Source organism: Gordonia bronchialis DSM 43247, from assembly GCF_000024785.1.
In the GTDB taxonomy this organism is placed as follows: domain Bacteria; phylum Actinomycetota; class Actinomycetes; order Mycobacteriales; family Mycobacteriaceae; genus Gordonia; species Gordonia bronchialis.
On the sequence record NC_013441.1, the window covers coordinates 1458223 to 1480497 of the forward strand.

The 22275-nt window shown below is 66.5% G+C and carries 17 protein-coding genes; 11 read left to right on the forward strand and 6 right to left on the reverse strand.

The window, feature by feature from the left end; genetic code table 11:
• Positions 1 to 29: 29 nt before the first annotated feature.
• From GBRO_RS06835 to GBRO_RS06845, 3 genes are read left to right on the forward strand one after another with little or no spacing between them, the layout of a single operon-like run.
• Entirely contained in the window at positions 30 to 377 is a 348-nt protein-coding gene (locus GBRO_RS06835) for a hypothetical protein (RefSeq protein ID WP_012833244.1), read from the forward strand.
• Complete coding sequence (nirB, locus tag GBRO_RS06840; RefSeq protein WP_012833245.1) at positions 377 to 2896, forward strand: nitrite reductase large subunit NirB; 2520 nt, start codon at positions 377 to 379, stop codon at positions 2894 to 2896. The genes GBRO_RS06835 and nirB overlap by 1 nt, the downstream gene beginning before the upstream one ends.
• Positions 2897 to 2901: 5 nt before the next feature.
• Positions 2902 to 3255 (forward strand): Rieske (2Fe-2S) protein, encoded by a 354-nt coding sequence (locus GBRO_RS06845; protein ID WP_012833246.1) that lies wholly within the window; start codon positions 2902 to 2904, stop codon positions 3253 to 3255.
• A gap of 57 nt (positions 3256 to 3312) precedes the next feature.
• Here GBRO_RS06845 and GBRO_RS06850 read toward each other — a convergent pair whose 3' ends face one another.
• Positions 3313 to 4200 carry a type IV toxin-antitoxin system AbiEi family antitoxin domain-containing protein gene (locus tag GBRO_RS06850; protein WP_012833247.1) on the reverse strand — a complete coding sequence of 296 codons (888 nt, stop codon included), beginning with the start codon at positions 4198 to 4200 and terminating at the stop codon, positions 3313 to 3315.
• A gap of 190 nt (positions 4201 to 4390) precedes the next feature.
• Entirely contained in the window at positions 4391 to 8545 is a 4155-nt protein-coding gene (locus GBRO_RS06855; RefSeq protein ID WP_012833248.1) for a bifunctional nitrate reductase/sulfite reductase flavoprotein subunit alpha, read from the reverse strand.
• Between the two features lie 150 nt (positions 8546 to 8695).
• On the opposite strand from GBRO_RS06855, the gene GBRO_RS06860 reads away from it, so the two are divergent.
• The 8 genes from GBRO_RS06860 to GBRO_RS06905 all read left to right on the forward strand — a co-directional run bounded on the left by GBRO_RS06860 (position 8696) and on the right by GBRO_RS06905 (position 19429).
• Complete coding sequence (locus tag GBRO_RS06860) at positions 8696 to 9382, forward strand: response regulator transcription factor (protein ID WP_012833249.1); 687 nt, start codon at positions 8696 to 8698, stop codon at positions 9380 to 9382.
• Positions 9383 to 9434: 52 nt separating this feature from the next.
• Complete coding sequence (locus GBRO_RS06865; RefSeq protein ID WP_041920303.1) at positions 9435 to 10895, forward strand: sensor histidine kinase; 1461 nt, start codon at positions 9435 to 9437, stop codon at positions 10893 to 10895.
• 530 nt (positions 10896 to 11425) lie between these two features.
• The gene (locus GBRO_RS25160) at positions 11426 to 12970 is read left to right on the forward strand and encodes a S1C family serine protease (protein ID WP_370452947.1); all 1545 of its coding nucleotides are present in this window, start codon (positions 11426 to 11428) and stop codon (positions 12968 to 12970) included.
• Between the two features lie 46 nt (positions 12971 to 13016).
• Positions 13017 to 13667 (forward strand): MogA/MoaB family molybdenum cofactor biosynthesis protein, encoded by a 651-nt coding sequence (locus GBRO_RS06875; RefSeq protein WP_012833252.1) that lies wholly within the window; start codon positions 13017 to 13019, stop codon positions 13665 to 13667.
• Positions 13668 to 14425: 758 nt separating this feature from the next.
• Complete coding sequence (locus tag GBRO_RS06885; RefSeq protein ID WP_012833253.1) at positions 14426 to 15070, forward strand: MspA family porin; 645 nt, start codon at positions 14426 to 14428, stop codon at positions 15068 to 15070.
• 69 nt (positions 15071 to 15139) lie between these two features.
• The gene (locus tag GBRO_RS06890; RefSeq protein WP_012833254.1) at positions 15140 to 15802 is read left to right on the forward strand and encodes an MspA family porin; all 663 of its coding nucleotides are present in this window, start codon (positions 15140 to 15142) and stop codon (positions 15800 to 15802) included.
• A gap of 199 nt (positions 15803 to 16001) precedes the next feature.
• A protein-coding gene (locus tag GBRO_RS06900) for an IS3 family transposase (RefSeq protein ID WP_085950389.1) occupies positions 16002 to 17272 on the forward strand; the annotation gives its coding sequence in 2 pieces (ribosomal slippage) (positions 16002 to 16278 and positions 16278 to 17272; 1272 coding nt in all).
• 210 nt (positions 17273 to 17482) lie between these two features.
• Positions 17483 to 19429, forward strand: coding sequence for an ABC transporter ATP-binding protein (locus GBRO_RS06905; RefSeq protein WP_012833255.1), 1947 nt, complete (start codon positions 17483 to 17485; stop codon positions 19427 to 19429).
• Here the strand turns inward: GBRO_RS06905 and GBRO_RS26280 are convergent.
• The 4 genes from GBRO_RS26280 to GBRO_RS06920 all read right to left on the reverse strand — a co-directional run bounded on the left by GBRO_RS26280 (position 19387) and on the right by GBRO_RS06920 (position 22150).
• The gene (locus tag GBRO_RS26280; RefSeq protein ID WP_041919772.1) at positions 19387 to 19692 is read right to left on the reverse strand and encodes a hypothetical protein; all 306 of its coding nucleotides are present in this window, start codon (positions 19690 to 19692) and stop codon (positions 19387 to 19389) included. The two genes, GBRO_RS06905 and GBRO_RS26280, sit on opposite strands and share 43 nt — an antisense overlap.
• A 427-nt stretch (positions 19693 to 20119) precedes the next feature.
• Entirely contained in the window at positions 20120 to 20245 is a 126-nt protein-coding gene (locus tag GBRO_RS27355; RefSeq protein ID WP_012833257.1) for a hypothetical protein, read from the reverse strand.
• Between the two features lie 225 nt (positions 20246 to 20470).
• Positions 20471 to 21295 (reverse strand): large conductance mechanosensitive channel protein MscL, encoded by an 825-nt coding sequence (gene mscL, locus GBRO_RS06915; RefSeq protein ID WP_012833258.1) that lies wholly within the window; start codon positions 21293 to 21295, stop codon positions 20471 to 20473.
• A gap of 192 nt (positions 21296 to 21487) precedes the next feature.
• On the reverse strand, positions 21488 to 22150 hold the full coding sequence (locus GBRO_RS06920; protein ID WP_012833259.1) for an SAF domain-containing protein: 663 nt from the start codon (positions 22148 to 22150) through the stop codon (positions 21488 to 21490).
• Between the last annotated feature and the right edge of the window lie 125 nt (positions 22151 to 22275).

A 22275-nucleotide genomic window follows, 5' to 3' on the forward strand; every position in this document is an offset into this window, starting at 1 on the left:
TTTCACGCGTGCTGGGGATAGTGGCAGTTATGTCCAGTACCCCGCATTTCCTTCAGGGCGTGTTCGCGTTCACCGGCTCCGGTCTCACCAAGCCGGGCCCGATCGACCCGTCCCTCACCTACACGGTGCCGTCGGGGCTGACCGCGCAGCCGCTGTACTTCCGTGGCGGCAACAGTTCCGACGAGCTCATCTATGTGACGTTGACCCGGGACGGTTCGCCGATGCGGATCTTCCCGATGGGCGCCAAGTCCTCGGTCAACGTGCCGCTGCGGGTGGTGGAGGACGTCGACCCGGACAGCGTGCTGGAGTTGGTGATCGCCGCGCCCGAGGGGACCGCCGGTGAGGTGGTCGTCGACTTCGGGATGGTCACCTTCTGATGCGCAATCCGCAAGCGGCGGTGTATGACCCGGATGCCGCACCCAAACGTCGTCTCGTCGTGGTCGGCAACGGGATGGCCGGCGCGCGCACCGTCGAGGAGATCCTCGCCCGCGGTGGTGGCGATCAGTTCTTCATCACGATGATCGGCGACGAGCCATACGGGAACTACAACCGCATCATGCTCAGCCACGTCCTGGCCGGTGAAACCGCCACCGACGACGACGATCTCATGCTGAACCCGATGGCCTGGTACACCGAGAACGGTGTCACCCTGCACGCCGGTGACCGAGCGGAGTCCATCGACCGATTCGCCAAGACCGTCAGCTGTGCCAGCGGCCGCGTCATCGGATTCGACGTGCTGATCATCGCGACCGGGTCGCACACCTTCTTCCCCAACATGGACGGTCTGCGCGAGGCCGACGGCCGACTTGCCCGCGGCGTCTTCGGGTTTCGGACCATCGAGGACACCAACGGGATGCTGCAGATGGCACTGTCCCGCGACGACGTCAAGGCGGTGGTGATCGGCGGCGGTCTGCTCGGGCTCGAAGCCGCCTACGGGTTGAAGACGCAGGGTGTGGACGTCGATGTGGTGCATTCGCCCGGACACCTGATGAACCAGCAGCTCGACGAGCGCGGCGGGAAGGTGTTGCGCAACAAGATCGAGGAACTCGGGGTGGGGGTGTACACCGGTAAGCGGACCACCTCGGTGCTGCGCGCCGACGACGGCAGCGTCGCCGGAGTGGGATTCACCGACGGCGGGAGCCTGCCCGCCGACATGATCGTCGTGACCGCCGGCATCCGGCCCAACGTCGAGATCGCCCGCGGTGCGGGGCTGGTGGTGGAACGCGGGATCGTCGTCGACGATCAGATGCGTTGTGAGGATGAGGCATTCATCTATGCGGTGGGCGAATGTGCGCAGCACCGCAGTGAGGTCTACGGTCTGGTGGCACCGCTCTGGGAGCAGTCGGTGGTTCTCGCCGACGTGCTCACCGGTGCCAATCCGCAAGCGGAATACCATGGTTCGCGTCTGACCACCAAGCTCAAGGTCGCCGGCGTCGACGTCGCGGCGATGGGCGTAAAGGGTCCGGAGCGCGAGGACGACGAATTCGTGCAGTTCTACGAGCCGCGCAACGGCATCTACAAGAGCGTGGTGGTGCGCGACAACAAGCTGATCGGTGCGATGCTCCTCGGTGACATCTCCAAGGCGAGCTTCCTGACGCAGGCCTTCGACGAGAAGGTGCCGTTGCCCGAGGAACGGATCTCGATGCTCTTCGACCTCGGGACACCCAGTGCGGCAACAGGTGCCGCCGAACTCGCCGACGACGCACAGGTCTGCAACTGTAACGGCGTCACCAAGGGTGACATCGTGGCATGCGTCGCTTCGGGCTGTACCAGTGTGAGTGACGTGTGCGCGAAGACACGTGCCGGCAAGGGATGCGGGTCGTGTAAGGGTATGGTCGCCGACATCGTCGAACTCGCCGCCGGTGACGCGCTCACCATCGACCGCTCGGCAGACTGGTATGTGCCGTGCATCCCGTTGACGAAACCCGAACTGATCGACGCCATTCGGCGCCAGGATCTGCGTTCGGTGAGCGAGGCGTTCGAGCATCTCGCACCGTCCGGCGAGGACGCGACCGCCAAGATGCCGTTGGCGTCGTTGCTGCGGATCATCTGGGGGCCGGACTGGAAGCGTGAACCGGGTGCGCTCTTTGTCAACGATCGTGTGCACGCGAACATCCAGCGCGACGGCACCTTCTCCGTGGTTCCGCAGATGAAGGGCGGGGTGACCTCGCCGGAGCAGCTACGCAAGATCGCCGATGTGGCCGAGAAGTACGACATCCCGATGATCAAGGCCACCGGTGGGCAGCGGCTGGATCTTCTCGGTGTCAAGAAGGAGGACCTGCCCAAGGTGTGGGACGACCTCGGCATGCCGTCCGGATACGCCTACGGCAAGAGTTTCCGGACCGTGAAAACCTGTGTCGGGACCGACTATTGCCGATTCGGTCTGGGGGATTCGACGCAGCTCGGCATCGACATCGAGTCCCGCTATCAGGGGTTGGAGTCCCCGGCGAAGCTGAAGCTCGCGGTGACCGGCTGCCCGCGCAACTGCGCTGAAGCGCTGTGCAAGGACTTCGGGGTGGTGGCCATCGGCAACGGACTCTGGGAGATCTACGTCGGCGGTGCCGCGGGTGCACACATCCGCAAGGGTGATCTGCTGGCGACCGTCGACTCGGCCGATGAGGTGATCCGCCTGTGCGGCATCTTCATCCAGTACTACCGTGAAGACGCGAAGTGGCTGGAACGCACCTATGCGTGGGTGCCGCGACGCGGGATCGAGGAATTGCGCGCCATCCTCGTCGACGACCGCGACGGGCTGGTGGCCGGCCTCCAGGACCGTATCGAGGAGGCCGTCGCGGGGTACGTGGACCCCTGGCTGGATCGCGAAACCCCCAAGTCCCCGGCCCAGTTCGAGTCCGCGTTGCCGTTGCTGCCGCTGCCGCAGGTGCCGGTCCGATGACCAGCATGTCGGCGGGTGGTGTCGATTCGGCCCGCTCGTTTCGCTCCCGGCGCAGCGCTGCCGTCGCGGTGGGCGCGATGGAGGACCTGCAGCTCGGCGAGGGGCGGGCCTACGTGGTGGGCGGCAAGCAGATCGCGGTGTTCCGGATGACCGACGGAACCCTGCACGCCACCGACGCGGTGTGTCCCCATCGGGGTGGTCCCTTGGCCGACGGCCAGTTCGATCTCGGCGCTGTGGTGTGCCCACTCCACCAGTACGCGTTCTCCTTCGGCGACGGCAGCTGCCGAAACGGTGACGTCGGGGCGGTGGGGGTGTACCGGGCCGAGGATCGGGACGGGCAGATCCTGGTGTGGGTCTGAGGCCGGGCAGAACCTCCACGTATAGGGTCCGGCGCGGTCATATGTGCCACGCTGGGGCTAGCCGGTGGGGTTTGTGCCCAGGTTGGCGGGTGACTCCCACCGTTGGGGCTGTCGCAGGTGCTCTCGGCGCCGGGTGATGGCGAGAATCATCGATTCGCACTCCTCCCACTCGTAGACGACCTGTGCGTAGGTGAGTCGCAGTGGAATGTAGTTGAGCGCGTGGGCAACCAGGTCGCGGTGGTGGTCCCGCTCGTACTGGTGCGCACTGAGATGGAAGGCGGCCCCGTCCACCTCGATGATCAACCGGTGTCCCACCAGGAAGTCCACCCGTCCGATGCCGGGGATGGTCACCTGCGGGGTGAGCCCGAGGTTGCGGGCGCGCAACCGCAACCGGACCATCGTCTCGGTGCCGGACTCCGCGCGGTCGGTCTTGTCGAGGAGAGCACGCACGTCGCCCGGACAGTCCCGCAACAACTCGGTGATCTCCTCGAAGGACAGGAGGCGGAGGTTGAGGATCGAATCGAGCATGATCACAATGCTCTCCTCGTCGAGGCACCGGATCGCATGCCGCAGCGCGGTCGGTACGTCGTCGACAGAGCCGTCCTCGGCCTGCGGTCGGCCGTGCTGTCGGCAGAAGCGAGTCTTCGAGGTCCGGTGGGCGGTCTCGGTGGCACGGACGTGGGTGGTATTGCGGCATGTTTCGGGGATCCACACGCCGCGCAGGGCGAGGGCAGACACGCAGCTGAGGACTCCACCGGCGCTCACCGCCTGCACCACCAGGTGATGGGCGGAGTCGGTGGCGTACCAGCCGCGGCGCACCGGGCGCAGCGTGCCGGCACGTACGGCCTGTCGGAGTTCGGCGCGGGTCATCCCGGCGGCCTGCAGGATTCGCCAGGAGGCCACGCCGTGGCCGCGGGCGAGGGCGGATCGAACGTGCGGGTCCATACCGCCGACCGTGGCAGGTTCCCGGCCGCAGGTCCGAAGTCGATGCACATGACATGTGCCGTTGTGGATAGCCGGGACCGGTCGGTGAGTGCCGGCACTACGATCGTTGGGCACAAACCACACGGATACGCCTCGGCGCGTCGGAATTTCGCATGCCGAGGTCTATCTGTGGAGGTTGTGCCCGCAAGTGTCAGTACACGTCCCGCACGTACCGCTTGTCTGCGGCCAGCGCCTTGACGTAGGCTTCCGCGCTCTTGGGTGACAGCCGGCCATGCTGGGCCACAATGCCTTTCAGGGCCGCATCGACGTCCTTGGCCATCCGTGCCGCGTCGCCGCAGACGTAGACGTGGGCCCCGTCGTGGAGCCAGCGATAGAGTTCTTCGCCGTGTTCACGCATGCGGTCCTGTACGTAGATCTTGCGGTCCTGGTCGCGGGAGAAGGCGACGTCGAGGCGGGTGAGCAGGCCGTCGGAGAGCATGGTGGTGAGCTCATCGCGGTAGTAGAAGTCGGTGGCCGAGTACTGTTCGCCGAAGAAGAGCCAGTTGCGGCCGGCGTGACCGAGAGCTTCGCGTTCGCGGAGGAACCCGCGGAACGGGGCGATGCCGGTGCCCGGGCCGATCATGATCATCGGCGTGTCGGGGTCGGCGGGCGGCCGGAAATGCGTTGTCGAGGTGACGAAGACGCCGATGTCGGTGTTCTCGGCATGGTCGGCGAGGAAGGTGGAGCAGACACCACCGCGTGGTGTGCCGAAGTGGTTGTACCGCACCGTAGACACGGTGAGCTGCACCTCGTCGGGCCGTTCCAGCGGGCTCGACGAGATCGAATACGACCGGGGGAGCAGCGGTTTGATCACGTTCAGCCAGTCCTCGGCCGGTGCGTGCACAGGGTGGTCGGCCAGCACGTCCACCGACTGTCGGCCCCAGGCCCATTCGGTGAGTTGCTGCTTGTTGCCCGCCGCGACCAACGAGTGCAACTCCGACGACCCGGACCGCTCAGCGATGAACTTCACCAGATCTGGTGTGACGCGCGCGAATTCGAGGCGCTCGCGTAGTGCCCGGCGCAGCGGCATCTCGTCGCCGCCGACGGAGACGAGATGCGCCGCATCGAGTTCGGTGATGTCGAGGAACTCGTCGATGAGGGCCGGGTTGTTCAGCGGCCATACATTCAGCGCGTCACCGGCCTGATAGGTCACGGTGTCCGCCGGGAGCCGGAACCCGAAGTTGCGCACATCCTTCTGGGAGCCGTCGCGGTTGAGGCGGAGGTTGCGGGTGAGCGTGGTGACGAGCGGGTTCTTGCGCGAGTAGGAGGGCGCGGTGCGCACCGACGGGGCCGCCGCCGAGTCGGCGGGCTCGCTGACCACGGTGACCCGTTCGGGTGTCGTCGAGCTGCCCGGAGCTCGGGTGCCGAGTCGGGCGATGACCGCTTCGAGCCAGCCGCCCGCGGTGTCCTCGAAATCCGGTTCGCAGTCGGCGCGTTCGACGATACGCCGACCGTCGAGGGCGTCGATGCGTTCGTCCAGTTTCCGTCCGTGCCCGCAGAAGTCGTCGTAGTTGGAGTCGCCGAAGGCGAGGACCGCATACTCGACGCCGGACAGGTCGGGCGCGTCGTCGGCGTTGAGTGCGTCCCAGAAGGCTGCACCGTTGTCGGGTGGATCGCCGTCCCCGGTGGTGGACGTGACGAACAACGTTGTGCCGCGCAATGATCCGATGTCGAGTTCGTCCATGGGTGCCGCCGTGACCGCGGCCCCGGTCGATTTGACCCGCGCGACGCATTCGGTGGCGAACTCCTCGGCGTTGCCCATCTGGGAGGCCCAGGTGATGGTGATGGTGTCGGCCGGTTGCTCGATGGGAATCGGTTCGGACGGCGGAAGCTGCTGTGGCGCACGGGAGAACATGCCGGCCAGAATGCCGGCGGCCCAGACCGCGACGTCGTCGCGCAGGGGAGCGCCGGGCGGGATCGTCGGCACCCCCGGGGTCCCGGCCGCCACGCCGGCGACGATACCGGACAGGTAGCGTCGTTCGGAATCGGTGAGCGATGGCGGTGTGACGTCGGCGATTCCGAAGGCGGAGGCGAGGTCTGCCTGGAGTGTGCCGGCTGTGGTTTCGACACGCGGCTGTCTCGCTTCGCTCGCCAGTCGCGGCTCAACCAACGGTGGGGAGGCTTCGGCGTCGGCGACCTTGGTCAGCGTCACCGCACTCACCTTGAACTCGGGCTGCTGCGAGTCCGGGTCGATGGCGTCAGAGGTGACCGCGTTGATCGCCAGGTGTTCGCCGAAGACGTCGTTCCAGTGAAAGGGCACAAAGCAATTGCCGGGCTGCACCCGGTTGGACACCTTGGCCGGAAGGACGGCATGACCGCGCCGCGAGGCGACCTCCACCCGATCGCCGGTCGCGACGTCCAGGGCGGTGGCGTCGTCGGGGTGGATCTCCACGAACGGTTCTGGGTTCAGCTTGTTCAGGGTGGCGACCTTCCCGGTCTTGGTCATGGTGTGCCACTGATGTGGCAGGCGTCCGGTGTTGAGCAGGAACGGGTAGTCGTCGTCGGGCATCTCGGCGGGGTCGATGTGGGGTCGCGCGAAGAACTGGGCACGCCTGCTGGGTGTGGCGAACGCCAGGCGCGGCACCGAGCCGTCGTCGCGTCGATGCAATTCCTGACTGCGGCCGTCGTTGAGGTACCGGATCGGGTTGCGGTCGTCGGCGCCGGGCGGGCAGGGCCACTGCATCGGGGTTCGGCGCAGTTCGTCGTAGGTGACACCACGCAGGTCGTAACCTGTTCGGGGATTGGCGAATCGGCGGATCTCGTCGAAGATGTCCTCGGCGCAGGAGTAGTCGAAGGCGTCGGCGTAACCCATCTCCGACGCGATGCGGGCGATGATCTGCCAGTCCGGGATGGCCTGTCCGGGGGCGGGCACCGCAGGTTCGAATAGTGTCAGGTTCCGTTCGGAATTGACCATCACGCCGGTTGATTCGGTCCACAGTGCGGCGGGCAGGATCACATCGGCGTACGCGTTGGTCTCGGTGTCGGCGAAGGCGTCCTGGGTGATGACGAGGTCGGCACGTTCGAGGCCCTCGATGACGGTTTTCCGGTTGGCCACCGAGGCAACGGGATTGGTGCAGATGATCCAGCAGGCGCGGATCTCGCCGTCGGCCATGCGGCGGAACATGTCGATGGTGCCCCCGCCGGCGTCGGTGCGGATGGTGCCCGGCGGCACGCCCCAGATGTTCTCCACGAAGGCGCGGTCGTCGTCGGAGGTCACCGAGCGCTGGCCGGGCAGACCCGGTCCCATGTAACCCATCTCGCGTCCGCCCATCGCGTTGGGCTGGCCGGTGAGGGAGAACGGCCCGCTGCCGCGCCGGCAGATCGCGCCGGTGGCGAGGTGAAGGTTGATGAGCGCGTTGGTGTTCCAGGTTCCGTGCGTGGACTGGTTGAGTCCCATTGTCCAGCAACTCATCCAGTTGCGTGCGGTGCCGATCAGTTCGGCGGCCCGACGCAGGTCGTCCTCGGCGACGCCGGTGATCTCGGCGACCGTGCCGGGGAGATACTGCGCGGCGAAGTCGGGCATCTGCTCGAATCCGTCGGTGTACTCGGCGATGAACTCCTCGTCGAGGTGCCCGCCTTCGATCAGCAGGTGCAGCAGTCCGTTGAGCAACGCCAAATCGGTCCCCGAACGCACCTGTAGGTGGAGATCGGCCTTGTCGGCGGTCGCGGTGCGTCGTGGGTCGACAACGATGAGTGTGGCGCCGGACTTGACCCGGTCCATCATGCGCAGGAACAGGATGGGATGGCAGTCGGCCATGTTCGCGCCGATCACGAGGAAGACATCGGCGTGATCGAAGTCCTGATAGGAGCCGGGCGGCCCGTCGGAGCCCAGCGACTGTTTGTACCCGGTACCGGCGCTGGCCATGCACAGCCGCGAGTTCGATTCGATCTGATTGGTGCCGATGAAGCCCTTCGCGAGCTTGTTGGACAGGTACTGCGCTTCCAGCGACATCTGGCCGGACACATAGAGCGCGACCGCATCGGGACCGTGGTCGTCGACGATGCCGCGTAACCGGCGGGCGGTGTCGGTGATGACCTGATCGAGGTCGCCCGGCGCCAACTCGGCGCCCCGCTCGGCCCGCACCCGGGGTGCGTCGAGTCGTCCACCGGCGGCGAGCATCTCCGCCGTCGTCGATCCCTTGGTGCACAGGCGGCCGAAGTTGGTCGGATGGTCGGTGCGGCCGACGGCCTTGCTCACGATCGGCAGACCGGCGTCACCGTCGGTCTCGGGGACGGCGACCTTGAGGACCATGCCGCACCCGACGCCGCAGTAGGCGCACAACGATTCGACGGAGGTGGTGCTCACGCCTCCAAGAGTCCGGAACACATGTTTCGCGGTTCTGCGCTCGCGGTTACGCACCTGTCAACGTGATCTCACAGGGGTGCGCGGCCGCTGTGCGCAGTCGTTTCGGCGTTGCTCAGACACATCTCAGCCGATCCGGTTAAGACTGTAGGCATGCGCATCCTTGTGGTCGACGACGATCGGGCGGTTCGTGAGTCGCTCCGACGGTCGCTGACGTTCAACGGCTATGCGGTCGACACGGCGGGTGACGGTATCGAGGCGCTGGAGAAGATCGTCTCCGACCGTCCAGATGTCGCCATCATGGATGTGATGATGCCGCGCCTCGACGGGCTCGAGGTCTGCCGGCGGCTGCGGTCGGCCGGCGACGACCTGCCGATCCTGGTGCTGACCGCGCGGGACACCGTGTCCGAGCGGGTCAGCGGACTCGACGCCGGCGCCGACGACTATCTCCCCAAACCTTTCGCGCTCGAAGAACTGCTCGCCCGTCTGCGGGCGTTGCTGCGTCGCGCCGTCCCCGACGAGGAGGCCGACTCGGAGACACTGCGCTTCGCCGACCTCTCACTGGATCCGGTGACCCGAGACGTCTCCCGCGGTGATCGGCACATCAGTCTGACGCGCACCGAGTTCGCGCTGCTCGAGATGCTGATGGCCAACCCGCGCCGGGTGCTCTCGCGCAGCCGCATCCTCGAAGAGGTGTGGGGATACGACTTCCCGACCTCCGGCAATGCCCTCGAGGTGTACGTGGGGTATCTGCGCCGCAAGACCGAGGCCGACGGTGAGGACCGGCTCATCCACACGGTGCGCGGCGTCGGATACGTCCTGCGGGAGACCCCGCCGTAGTGGTGACGAGTTCGTAGTGGTTGATCAGGGCAAGCGCCTGTCCGGCTGGTCGATGCGGCGGGCGCTGCGGTCGGGGCGCGACGAGAATCGGGAGATGCGGGCCCCGATCCCGCTGACCCGCGCGGTGTCGTTGCGCACGCGCGTCACCATGCTCTCGGCGACGGTCGTGCTGGTCTCGGTCAGTCTGATGGCCGGTGCCGCGTACTTCGTGGTCTACCGTGCGATGTACAACGAGGTCGACAAGCAACTCGAGAGCCGCGCCGACGGGATGACCGCGCTGGCCAAGACGGGTCTGCTCGACGACCGTCCGGAGTCGTTGGTGGCGGGCACCGTGTTCTCGACCAACATCTCGGTGGCGTTGGTGCGGCCCAACGGGCAGACATATCTGATCGGCGACGTGCCCTTCGAGAACGTCGAACGCGACATCGCCCGATCCAAGGCTTCGCCGGGGAACAACCTGCAGAGTCTGCGGACCGTCCGCAATCAGCGGGTGCTGGCCCGCAAACTCGACGACGGCAACACCCTCATCCTGGCGCAGAGTCTGCTGCACACCGACCGGGTGCTGAAACGTCTGGCGTGGGTGTTGTTCATCGTCGGCTGCGGGGGTGTGGCGTTGGCGGCGCTGGCCGGCACCACGGTGGCCCGGGCCGGATTGCGCCCGGTGGCCCGGCTCACGCGCGCGGCCGAAAGGGTCTCGCGGACAATGGACCTCACGCCGATCCCGGTGTCGGGCAACGACGAGCTGGCGCGGCTGACGGAGAGTTTCAACACGATGCTCGGCGCGCTCGCGACGTCACGGGACCGGCAGGCCCGTCTGGTCGCCGACGCCGGCCACGAACTGCGGACCCCGCTGACCTCACTGCGCACCAACCTCGAGTTGCTCATCGCGGCCAGCGAACCGGGCGCCCCGGCGGTGCCGACCGAGGACATGGTGGAGTTGCGCTCCGACGTGATGGCCCAGATCGAGGAATTGTCCACGCTCGTCGGCGATCTGGTGGATCTGGCCCGCGAGGATGCACCCGAGGTGGTCTACGAGGAGGTGGATCTGGTGCAGATCATCGAGCATGCCCTCGAACGGGTTCGGCGCCGGCGTAGTGACGTCGATTTCCAGACGACGCTGACTCCGTGGTTCGTCTTCGGGGAGGAACACGGTCTGAGCCGGGCGGTGCTCAACGTGCTCGACAACGCCGCCAAGTGGAGCCCGCGCGGACGCTCGGTGATCGTCGAACTCAATCAGGTGGCGATCTCCACGGCCGAATTGACCGTCGCCGACGCCGGTCCGGGTATCCCCGCCGAAGACCGGGAATTGGTGTTTGAGCGGTTTTATCGGTCGACGCAGTCGCGGTCGATGCCCGGTTCGGGTCTGGGACTGGCGATCGTCCGGCAGGTGGTGATGCGCCACGGTGGCTCGGTGCGGGCCGAACAGTCGCAGCTCGGCGGGGCACTCATCCGAATGACATTGCCGGGGCGGGCGACACCGGCGGAACCATCACCACAGGTGGTTCGTCAGTAAGGTGAGCGGCCACGCGGATCCGCTCGCCGTGGATGACTCGCTGTGGCCAGGTACCTGATCACCTAGTGTTGACCGCGGGAGTCCGCCCACCAGGGTGCGACGACCACTTCGGCTGCGTTTGCTGACGTGTCCGGTCATACCGACCGGACCCGAGGAGAAAGAGACTGGCGATGACCACTGGCGGTTCGCAAGATGGCGGTCCGTTCGACGACGACCGGTCCGAGGGTGCGCGACGGCCAGACGCGCATCCGGGTGGGGCGGGCAACGGCGCCGACGCGGATTCCGCGTCGGCGAGCGCTGCCGAGACCTCCGGCTCTGATGCCGCCACCCCGGCCCACGGCCTGGACTACGGTCGGCCCGACGCCGAGCAGTCGCGGCCGGATTCCGGCGCAGCGACCCCAAGCGCGCCGGCGTCGGGCGCGGGTGATCCGGACTCGGCGACGCGCGCGCACGGGACAACCGTGTCCGGGCCGCCCCACGGCTCGCACAGCGCCGGTGGTTACGGCGCGCCGTCGGCTCCGGGTTCTGAACTGCCGGGCGCCGCCAACTACGGATCCCATTCCCGCGGAGCAGGGTTCGGTGCGCCCGGGCAGGGTGACCCGTTTGCCCAGTCGGGTCCCACCGAGGCCTATCGGCCCGGCGCGGGTGGGTTCGGCCAGGCGTCCTACGGGCCGGGGGCGTCGTATCAGCAGCCGCCGTCGAGCTCACCGTTCGGCGCGGGACCCACAGCCGCCTACGGCCAGGGGGCCGGCCAACCTGGCTCGCACCAACCCGGCTACGGACAGCCCGGTCCCACCGAGGCGTATGCCAAGGGCCCGACCGCGCAGATCCCGTCGGCATACAGCCAGCCGGGTTCGACGCACAGCTTCGGGCAGGGCACCGGCAACCAACCGCCGTCGGGGGCATTTCCCGCTGCCGGCACCGGCCAGGGGCCCGGCACGCTGCCTGAGACCCGGACCGAGCCGAAGAAGCGTTCGGGTGCCGGCAAGGCGCTCCTCGCGCTCGGGCTGGTACTGCTCGCGCTGGTGGCCGGCGGGGTCGGTGGCTTCGTCACCGCCAAAGTGACCGACGACGACGTCAAGAACACCGCCGCCAACACTCCGCTCGGTGGTGACAAGAACACCGGTGATGATCCGGTCGCCGCGCCTGCCGGATCTGTGCAGGAGGTGGCCGCCAACGTCCTGCCGTCGGTGGTGTCCATCGACGTCACCGAGGGCAGCACCTCCGGTGAGGGTTCGGGCATCGTGCTCAGCGCCGACGGCATCATCATGACCAACAATCACGTGGTCAGCGCGGGCGGCAGCCGTCCGGCCAGTCAGGTGACGGTGGACTTCTCCGACGGGTCGCGCGCCCCCGCACGTGTCCTGGGTGCCGACCCGATCTCCGATATCGCCGTCATCAAGGTGAATCGGACCGACCTCAAACCGATCAACATCGGCACGTCGGCCAACCTGGCGGTCGGTCAGAACGTGATCGCCATCGGCTCACCCCTGGGCCTGGCCGGAACGGTGACGACCGGCATCATCAGCGCGCTCAACCGGCCGGTTTCCACCTCGCGTGAATCGGGTACCACCTCGGTCATCGACGCCATCCAGACCGACGCTGCCATCAACCCCGGTAACTCCGGCGGTGCGCTGGTGAATGCGCGGGGTTCGCTGATCGGCGTCAACACAGCCATCGCCACCCTCGGCGGGAGCGAGCAGCAGCAGACCGGCAGCATCGGCCTGGGCTTCGCGATCCCCATCGATCAGGCCATCCGCGTCGCGAACCAGCTCAAAGACACCGGCAAGGCCACCCACGCGGGAATCGGCGTGACGGTCCGTCCCAACGCCGACGCCGACTCACCCGGCGCCCTGGTCAACGACGTCACCCCGGGCGGCCCGGCCGCTCAAGCCGGCATCCCCAAGGGTGCGATCATCACCAAGGTGGACAACCGGGTCATCACCTCCGGCGATGCGCTGGTGGCGGCGATCCGCTCGTACGCCCCGGGTGACCGCGTGAATGTGACCTACAGCTACCAGGGCCAGTCGAAGACCGTGCCGGTGACGCTGAGCGAGTTGTCGACGCCCAACTGATCTGCCCCGCCCATGAAGTCCAGCGAGTCTTGAGAAAGGTGCACCAATGACCTCCTCCACTTCCCGAGTTCCCGCCACCGGCGGAACCACGACCACCGCCCGTTACGGCGCTGATGTGGCCGAAGCCGGGGACGTGGATCCGGCCGACATCGTCGCCGCGGACGCGGCGGCGCGCGAGTTCGTCGCCCGCCACACCGATGACGCCGCCGACGAGGTGAACGCCGAGGTGGGCCGCGCCCTGGTGGTGGTGGTCGACGACGACGCCGCCCACGGCGAGGATCACCGGCTGTTGGGCCCGCTGGTGGGTGAACTGTTGGCCGAGGCCGGTTTCCACGTGGACGCCACCGTGGCGGTCTCCGCCGATGAGGTGGAGATCCGCAACGCGCTGAACACCGCGGTGATCGGCGGCGTCGACCTGGTCCTGTCGGTGGGCGGTGTGGGCGTGGGTGCCCGCGACGTCACTCCGGAGGCCACCGAACCCTTGCTGGATCGTCGGCTGCAGGGCATCGAGGAGGCTGTCCGGAGCTCCGGTCTGGCCGCCGGCGCCACCGACGGTGGGCTCTCCCGCGGCCTCGCCGGCATCTCCGGTCAGACCCTGGTGGTCAATATCGCGAACTCGCGGGCAGCGGTCCGCGACGGCATGGCCACGGTCGCGCCGCTGGCCAAGTTCGTGATCGAGAAGATCAGCGAGTTCTGAGGCGTCTCCCACGTTGCCTGAGGAGCTCTAGCGACGAGCCACGAAGGCCCCGGCAACCACCCGCGCACCCACTCCGTCCCGTCCTGGTCAGCCAGCGGAATATTGCGGAAAACCCATGCACGATTCAACGAGCGGGCGTAAGGGGTGAACAGTGGGTGAAGACTCGATGACCCAGAACTCCGACGACGGCCAAAAACCCGCCGTGAACTGTGACGCTGACGATAGTTTGCGGCGCGGGAAGCGTCGTCGAATGCGCGACGAGATCTTTGGAGACGAACTCCCGGAGACCACCTCGGACGAACGTGACGAAGATCACAGTGGGCGCTCACGGGGCTGGTACGAATCACAGCGTCCCCCGCATTACGAATGACGCATATATGTGCGGACATACCCGCATCAGCGTGTTTTCCTTTCGTTAACATTCTCAGGTTCGCCTATGCGGGATGTGAGATTCACGATCGCGAGTCTCAGGGTTCCAACACGCGTGATTCCTCCTGTTGCCGGTGTTGATATCGCTCCGATAACGTTCGCCCCGACAACGCTCGGTGCCCAAAGGTGGGGACCCGGGGGGAGTTCTGCGATCTGTCGCGAGTGACGACGCAGCAGTGACCAGAGTTCACGGATTCTTACTGTCTGGTAAGCCATGCGTAAGACACGGCTTAGCGCATACTGTGAGAGTCCGGGGACGACCGAGGGTCAATCTTGCGGGTACGCGTGTGCCCGCGGGAAGTACAGCCGAATCCTGTGAGAGGGAACGAATGAGCAAGTTCAGCAAGCTCGGACTGCGCCGGGTAGTCGGCGCAGCCGCCATCGCGTCGGTGGCGGCCCTGGGCCTGGCCGGCATGGGGGCGGGCGACGCCGCCGCAGCAAAATTGCCGAATGGCTACAAGAAGGCCACCGGCATCGACGGTGAGGTCGTGCAGACCTGGCGCACCAATGAGAGCGCCTATGCGATCGGCACCGTCGCGAACAACCCAGCGGCGCGCGGTTTCGTGCTCTCGGGCACGTACCAGACCAAAGCGTCAGGCGGTGTCAACGGCAACCTTGCCGTGAAGTACATCATCGGCTGCCAGGTGAACGTCGAGGGTATCCAGCTCGGTCTCGGTGGCGCACTCACGTTCGGACTGGAGAACATCGTGTCCGGATCGCTGACGATTCCGTTGTCGCCAGGGCAGGTGGCCGTGGTCGACATCACCGACAAGGACTTCAAGGCTGATAAGCCGCTGAGCATCCAGCTTTCCCAGCTCTCCTTCAACCTCAATGGCTGCGGAGGATTCGCGTCGGCCCGTTCGGCGGTTAAGGTGATTGCGGCCAAGGGCTACAACACCGACGACGGCACCGTCAACGGTGAGGGCACACTCATCCAGTCCACCCTGTACGGCAAGCCCTTCAGCATCAACTGACCGGGCGCAGATAACCAACTCTCGAGCCTTATCTGCCCTGAGCAGATCGATATTCCACGAAGGGGAATCATGAAGAAGAACATCACGCGCCGCGTGGTCGCCGGCGCGGCCATCACCGGCGCAGCCGTGATGGGTGTCGCGACCCTCAGCGACGGTGTCGCGGCAGCGGGTCCGCTGCCGGGTGGCAAGATCACCAAGACGCTTGCCGACGGCACTCCCATCACCGTCACCCTGTTCGACCAGTTTGCGAACCATCAGCGCGCAGTCACCAATGTCCAGACCTCGCGTGAGGTCTGGGTCAGCGGCAAGGTGCGCGTCAACGTGGGCGGCAAGGCTGACGGTGGATCCATCAAGGTGGGTTACGACGTCGGGTGCCAGGTCACATTTGGAGCGGAAGCCGGAGCTTATGGCGGCGTCGACTCCACGAAGGATGGACTCCGACCGAACAGCGATACCGGTATCACCGGCGCGGTCACCCTCGGCCCCGGCCAGGTGAAGACCGTGTGGGTCATCAACACCACCTCGGGTGACAGCACCGCGTACGAGGACTACGAGGTCAACGACTACACCTTCAAGGGCAACAAGGGTGGCGTCGTCTACAGCCAGGAGAAGTTCGGTGTCGATGGTTGCGCCGGTTACGCCTCGGCTCGCCCGCGTATCCAGGTGACCGTCTCGACCGACTCGGTCAAGAGCGTCACCGTGCTCAACGGCAAGCCGTTCAGCCTGGGCTGATCACTCGCTGAGTAGCACTTTCGCCGAAGGGCGGGAATCCGAAAGGGTTTCCGTCCTTCGGCTTTCTCATGCTCCGAGTAGGCGGTCGTCACGGTCGCCCACCACCTTTCGACAAACCCACCACTTGGTCAGCCGGTGGGTTTGATCCGTCCCGGTGTTTCCGGAGGGTTCGTCTCAAGGGAGAATGAAACCTATGGCAGTGGCAGGATCGAAGCGATACTCGGATGAGTTGAAGCGCGACGCGGTGGACATGGTCGAGCAGTTGGTGGCTCAGGGGTCCACCGAGTGGGCGGCGATGGGCAAGACTGCGGATTTGCTCGGAGTCGGCTCGGCGGAGACGGTTCGCCAGTGGGTGCGCAAGGCGCCGTCGGGCGCCGCCAGCGCGCCAGCCAAGGCCGATAGCGAGGAGATTCGACGACTCAAGCGCGAGGTGGCCGAGCTCAAACGAGCGAACGGGATCCTGAAGGCGGCGTCGGCTTTCTTCGCGGCCGAGATCGACCGGCCACACCGCTAATTGTGGAGTTCATCCGCACTCACCAGGGACACCAGGTGGGTGCGGATGGCCTTGTCTGGGGCGTCGATTCGATGTGCGCCGTGCTCTGCGAGCATGGTATCCACATCGCCCCGTCCACTTACTATGATCACATCAACCGCGGGCCGAGCGCCCGCATGTTCGCCGATGCGCAGGTCATCGATGCGATCTTCGCTTTGCGCCGGAAGCGACCGCTGATGCGGGTTCTGGGTTCACGCAAGACATGGATAGTATTGCGCAGCAGTGGTATTGATGTTGCTCGATGCACTGTTGAACGAGTGATGCGGGAGATGGGATGGCATGGCGCGAGTAAGAAGAAGCGAGTGCGTACGACCATCCCTGATGCGGCAGCGTCGCGGCCGGCGGATCTGGTCGACAGACAGTTCTATGCTGCGGCACCAAATCGGTTGTGGGTAGCCGATTTTACCTACTGCCGCACCAAGTCGGGGTGGGCGTACACGGCGTTCGTCATCGATGTGTTCGCCCGCAAGATTGTCGGCTGGAAAGTGGCCTCGGAAATGACAGTGAACCTGGTTACCGATGCCATCAACAACGCGATAGACAACCGAAAGCGTTGCGGTGTAGTTGATTTAACGAGACTCATACACCATTCAGACGCGGGATCGCAGTACACAGCGATTGTGTTCGGGCAGCGGTTGGCCGAGGAAGGCATCGCGGCTTCTATTGGCAGCGTTGGGGATAGCTACGACAACGCGCTCGCGGAGTCGGTGAACTCTGACTACAAGAACGAACTCGTCGACAACCAGCCGCGATTTCACGGCGCGACCGAACTGTCACTGGGCACGGCCGAATGGGTGGCGTTCTACAACCGTGAACGCCCACACAGTTACTGCGACGACCTCACCCCCGACCACGCTGAGCGACTCCATTACGATCACATGCGCACCCTCAATCCGGAGGGGGCACTCACAACCTGAGCTCTCCGGAAAAGCCGGGGTGGATCAGTTTGCCGAAAAGTGGTGGACCAGCCGGAGAACTGGGGGACCGGTGCGGAGTTGCTGTGCGGTCGCTGAATCAGGCCTTCGCGCTTGGTGTTCGGTGGCGCGTCGCGGATAGGCTGCCAGAGTCGATCTCAACAGAGAGCAGAGAGTGAGTGCATGGCCGGGTTGCGGAGGTCTCGCTGGAGTGTGACTCCGGAACCGGATGAGCTCTATGAGACGGAGACCGAGTTCGACGAGTTCGGCGTCGACTCCGATGACGTCGACGGGTACTCGGCGGAGTCGTCGCCCGCTCGGGGCCCTTCGGCCGTCGGTCCGGACGACCTCGCCGAGGACGCCGCCCAGCGTGAGGGTTCCGCGGGTATCGAGGACGACGGCATCACCGGCCGCCCCGATCCGCTCAACGTCATCACCACCATGCGCCGGTTCTCGCCGTTGCTGGTGGGGGAGCGATGGAAGCTCGTGCTGGCCATCGTGCTCTACCTCCTCGAGGTGGGCACCACGGTCATCACCGTGGCGGTCTTTGCCTACATCGTCGAGAACGTACTGGTCGACGGCGATCTCGGCGCACTCACCGAGCCGATGCTGATCTGGGTGGCCGTGTCGTTGATCGGCGCCGTGCTCTCCTATGCGGGGAACGTTCTCGGCGGCGCGGTCACCGAGAAGGTGCTGCTGCGGCTGCGGGATCAGATGTACGCCCATACCCAGCGACTGGCTCCGCACACGCGCTCCCGCTTCGACACCGGCGATCTCATCGCCCGGCACAGCTCTGACGTCGAGGCCATCGACAGCCTGCTCTCGTCGGGCCTCATCTCAGCGGTGGTCGCCATCGTCAGCTTGGTGATCTATGCGGTCGCAGCGTTCGTCACCCAGTGGGATCTGGCCCTGCTCGCGGTGGTTCTCGCTCCGCTGCTGTGGGTGATCGCCCGCTGGTTCGGCGTGGTGGTCAAACGCGCGTCGCGGCGCGAACGCTACGCCAACGGCAAGATCAGCACCCTCATCCAGGAGGGCCTCACCAACTCGCTTGCGATCCAGGCCGACAACCAGGTGGGCCGCGACCGGCTTCGCGTCCTTCGGCAGTCCCGGCGCTGGCGCAATGCCCGTATGTCGGAGATCAAGGCCAACGCCGCCTTCGCCGAAGCCGTCACCATCGCCGAAGTGTTGTGCATGATCGCCGTCCTCGCCTTCGGCGCGTGGCAGATCTCCACCGGACGAGCCACCATCGGGACGCTCATCGCGCTGACCGGTTACCTCGGATACCTGTACCCGCAGATCCAGACGCTCGGTTCGCTCGTCGTCGACGTCACCTCGGCTACCGCGAGCGCCGAACGTGTCGCCCAGGTGCTCGACGCCCCGATGGGCATCGTTGATGCCGACGACCCCGCCCTCGACGACCCGACCGTCGTCGCCGACGCCTCCGACGACGACGCCGCCCGGATGCTGACCGAACCGGTGATGGGTCCCGTCGCGGACACCGCGGCCTTCCGATTCAGTGGCGTCGGCTTCAGCTATCCGGGATCGACGCACCGCGTCCTCGACAACGCCGACCTGACCATCGCCGACGGCGACTTCGTCTCCATCCTGGGCGCCAGCGGTGCGGGCAAGAGCACCCTGACGTACCTACTGCTACGCTTCTACGATCCGGACACCGGATCGATCACGCTGAACGACAACGACATTCGATCACTGGGATTGCCGACGCTGCGAGCCCACATGTCGGTTCTGCCGCAGCAGGTCGCATTGTTCGGCGGCACCGTGGCCGAGAACATCGCCTACGGCCGGCCCGACGCCACCGACGAGCAGATCCGACGCGCGGCCGACTCCGCCGACGCCACCGAGTTCATCGAGCGACTTCCCGGCGGACTCGACGCGCGGCTCGCCGAACGCGGCGCCAACCTCTCCGGCGGGCAACGCCAGCGCATCGCGCTGGCCCGCGCCTTCCTGCGCGACACCCCGCTGCTCATCCTCGACGAACCCACCACCGGCCTCGACGCCAAGACCACCGCCCGCATCATCGAGCCGATGTGCCGTCTCGCAAGGTCCCGCACGACCCTCCTGATCACCCACGACCCACAGGTTGCCGCGCTCGCCGACTACACGGTCGAGGTGGATGACGCGCGGCTCGTGCGCCGCTGATCGGCACCGTCCTCCACACCAGCGGTTCGCCGCACATCGAGACAGACGAGTCCCCGTCGCTCCAGCGACGGGGACTCGTTGTAGGTGGGCTGACGACGCTCAGCTGCCCCACCAGAACGGCGGGCGAGGGCGACGTGGCGGAGGTCCGACAGGGCCGCGACGACGCGGCGGGGGGCCACCGTGACCGCGATGATGCGGCGGGGGTCCGCCGTGGCCGCCAGGTCCGCCGTGGCCGCCAGGTCCACCGGGGCCGTCAGGTCCACCGGGCCTACGGGGTGGGGGTGGGGGCATCTCATTCTCCTTCGTCCGGTGACCGTGTCGGATGACGCCGTCACAGCAGATCGTGCCGATGAATACCGGTACGGAAAGGAACGTAGCCCCGAGATGAGGAGTGCTCAAGGGTGTGAGAGCCGATATCGTCAGATTGGTTCGCTCGAACGGAAGCTCCGGAACATGGTGTGGGACAGCGATTCTGACTGGTCGGCGCAGTGACCTGCGGTTCTGCTGATCGCCTGTGAATGTCCTGCTAATTCAGGCGGGTTCCTGTGAATTCAACTCAGCTCGGTCGGATGACCCACATCGGAGGTGCAGACGCGTGAGCGCGGCCCTGCGTCGGGGGTGCAGGGCCGCGCTCAGTGGTGGTGACCGCCGCGTCCTGGCGATCACCGATCCGGCAGTGGGCTCGCCGGATCAGCTTCCGAAGAAGCCGAGCCACGGCCGACGACGGGGCGCCGGGCGGCGGGGCTGACGGCGACCGTCCGGACGGCCCTGCGGGCCGCCGTCGAAACGGTTACCGGGACGCTGCTGCTGTGGCATGTGACTACCTCCTGTGTTCGTTTGCGCCTTCCGTTGAGAGAAGACGCGGCCCCCTGCGGGCCGGCCGGGAGGGACTGCGTTGTGTCCCGCACCGACTCTGATGAAGGTAGGGAGCCAACCTTGGCGCCCACTGCCGGTCGCGCTGTCAACCCACTGGGAGACCGACCGGCCACATGAAGATCGGCCCCCACCTGCAATCAGGTGAGGGCCGATCTGGTCGGTGGGTCAGCGCGAGTGCCGACCGGGGCCATCCGGTGGGTAGTCGCCCGGATACTGCGTGCCACGAGCCTCGCCGGAGCCCGGAGGCGGGTAGTTGCCGGGGGGCGGGTAGTTACCCGGAGGCGGGTAATTGCCGGGCGGGGGATAGCTACCGGGGGCCGGCTGCGGAGTCGGGAAGGGCGGCTGGCCGATCGGTCCACCCTGTCCACCCTGTCCGCCCGGGCCACCCGGGCCGGACGGGGAAGCGGAGAGCGGACCCGACGGCGGTCCCTGCGGCGCCGACTGGGGCGCCGACGGGGGCTGGGTGCTGATGCGCTGGGTGGTCCCGGCCGCGCCCACGCCGGCGGCCGTTCCGGCCAGCGGGTAGGCCTCACCGCCCGAGGGCGGTCCGGCCGGTTCCGACAAATGATCGGGAAGGTTGTCCTCGGCGTGCTCTTTCGCGGCCGAGCTGCCTTCCGGGTCGAGCAGATCGCGGATCTCGGTGAGCAGCGCGACCTCGGTGACCTCGGATTTCTTGCCGAATCCACCGAGTTCGGCGAGCTTGTTGTACGGCATGATGATCAAGAAATAGACCACCGCGGCGATGATGATGAAATTGATGAATGCGGTGATCACAGCGCCGATATCGACGTAGGTCGACGCCTTGTCGGTGATCTGGAAGCCGAGACCCTTGGCGGCGTCGGTCCCGACCGGGATCGAGTTGATGATCGGTTCGACGATGCCTGTTGTGAAGGCGGTGACGATCGCTGTGAAGGCAGTACCGACGATGACCGCGGTGGCCAACTCGACGACATTGCCCTTGAGTATGAACTCCCTGAATCCCTTGAGCACGGTGCGCGGCCTCTCCTCGGTGTTTCCGCTCTATCTTGTTCTCGGCAATTCGATTGGTTTCGCGACTCTGCGAACTCGGCAATGGCACTACCGAACGCACAAACCCTATCCAGGATCGTAAACCAATCGCACTTTTTCGCCGGAAAGCGTGTTTCGTGTCCCGAGATGTCGTCACCTATTGAGGCGTCGAACTCAGTGCAGAACCACAGCGAGCGGTGCGTCGAGTCCGGCCGCGGCCACCCGATGCGCCGACGCCTCGGCCATCGCCAATAGCACGGGACGCGTCGCCGAACGTGCGGTCAGCCCGCCGCTGCCGGCGTCGCCGGCGGGCAGTGCCACCACCGCACCACGGGCAAGGACTTCGGCTTCCGGGGAGAGCACGTCGACGACGTCGCCGGATCGCAGCAGCGACGTCAGTGTCTCGTCGGCGAGGTGGACCGGGACCAGGCGAGCGTCGTCGAGGCCGGTGAGGTCGGCCGGGAGATGCGCGGTGAGCAGGCGCGCGTCGGTGACGAGCTCACCCACGCGGACGCGGCCGGCCACCGTCCGGCCGAGGCCTTCGGCGGGTGAGACGAGCGCGCCGTCGGGCATCAGCGATGACGGAACGCGCACCACCGTCACGTCCTCTGCGGTCAACGGCTGTCCGGGCCGCAGCTCGTGGACGGCTACCAGGACCGGCTGCTCACCGGTCGTCCGTTGCCCGGCGACTCCCACCGCGACGGCGGCCACCAACAGGACGATCGATGCGCCGCGGCGCACCAGAACCGTGCGGGTCCACCCGGGCCGCAGCGCATAACCGAGGCGGTCACGCCAGCGAGGGGCCAGACCGGTACGACGGGGGAGTGCGGGTGCCATACGGGCACGCTACGTCCGCGTCGACCATCATCCGCGCTGCTCAGCAGGTCTGTCCACAGGGTTGGGCGAGTTTGCGCGAAGTTGTGGTCAGCGATGTCGATTGGGCTCTGAGCGGTGAATCAGGA